Genomic DNA, 1,335 nt, shown 5'->3' on the forward strand with positions numbered 1-1,335 from the left:
TCGGCAGCACGGTCGGCCCCGTGACGAACGTGATCGCCGCGAGCAGGTTCGTCAGCCACGGCGAGCGGTGCGCGACGAGCCAGTCGAGCACGGCCTGGTCGGCCGCGGCGAGGTCGTCGCCCTCGCGGACGTCGTCGAGCATCTTGCCGAACACGAGCAGCCCGGCCGCCATCAGCACGAGGCCGGGCACGTACGTCCACAGCAGCACGCGGGAGCGTTCGGACGTCATGGCGCCCCAGCCCATCACACGGACGGCACCCGCGCGAGCAGGCCGAACGGCCGAAACGGCCTAGGGTGAGGCGTGTGACCAGCCAGACCACCACCACGTCCCCCGCGAACGGCCACGAGAGCGCCGACCGCATCGTGTGGATCGACTGCGAGATGACCGGGCTCGACCTGGGCGCTGACGCCCTCGTCGAGGTCGCCGCCGTCGTGACCGACTCCGAGCTGCGCGTGCTGGGTGAGGGCGTCGACGTCATCATCGCCCCGCCGCCCGAGGCGCTCGAGCAGATGGGCGACTTCGTCCGGAACATGCACACGACCTCGGGCCTGCTCACCGAGCTCGAGACGGGCACGACCCTGGCCGACGCGCAGCAGCAGGTGCTCGACTACATCCGCGCGTGGGTGCCGGACCCCGGCAAGGCGCCGCTCGCGGGCAACTCCGTGGGCACCGACAAGACGTTCCTCGACCGCGACATGCCCGAGCTCGTCGGGCACCTGCACTACCGGATCATCGACGTCTCCTCGATCAAGGAGCTCACGCGCCGCTGGTACCCCCGCGTGTACTTCTCCGCCCCGGCCAAGAACGGCGGGCACCGCGCGCTGGCCGACATCCTCGAGAGCATCGACGAGCTGCGCTACTACCGCGCCGCCCTGCTCCCCGAGCAGCCGGGGCCGGACTCGAAGACCGCCAAGAAGATCGCCGCGCAGGTCGCAGCAACCTCGGTCCGAAGCGCGTTCGGCGGCTGATTTAGGCTTCGGGCTTCGCTCCGGTACAGTTCTTCCTGCCCCGTTCACGGACGGGGACATGGTGGGTATAGCTCAGCTGGTAGAGCACCTGGTTGTGGTCCAGGGGGTCGCGGGTTCAAGTCCCGTTACTCACCCCATGCACGACGAAGGCCCCGATCCTCGGATCGGGGCCTTCGTCGTACTCGGACCTCAGGCGCGCGACCTCAGATGCGGGCGGCCACCGCGTCGGCGAACTTCTCGAGCGAGCCAGGCGCGTGCGCGAAGAACAGCGACGGCTCCGCGAGCTCGAGCTCCAGGACCACGGGGTTGCCCTCGTCGTCCGGGATCAGGTCGACGCGCGCGTACAGCAGCGGCTTCTCGACGCCC

The 1,335-nt window shown here is 70.0% G+C and carries 1 protein-coding gene, 1 tRNA gene and 1 pseudogene; 2 read left to right on the top strand and 1 reads right to left on the bottom strand.

The genetic code is table 11. The annotated features are described in order from the left end of the window. Window positions 1–229, bottom strand: a pseudogene (locus D1825_RS00085) (phosphatase PAP2 family protein); the annotation flags it as partial. A gap of 74 nt (window positions 230–303) precedes the next feature. Here D1825_RS00085 and orn point away from each other — a divergent pair. After that, entirely contained in the window at window positions 304–969 is a 666-nt protein-coding gene (gene orn, locus D1825_RS00090) for an oligoribonuclease (RefSeq protein WP_118765545.1), read from the top strand. Window positions 970–1,030: 61 nt separating this feature from the next. Further along, window positions 1,031–1,106, top strand: a tRNA-His gene (locus tag D1825_RS00095). Window positions 1,107–1,335 lie beyond the last annotated feature (229 nt).

The organism is Cellulomonas rhizosphaerae (assembly GCF_003470205.1).
GTDB classification, from domain to species: Bacteria; Actinomycetota; Actinomycetes; order Actinomycetales; family Cellulomonadaceae; genus Cellulomonas; species Cellulomonas rhizosphaerae.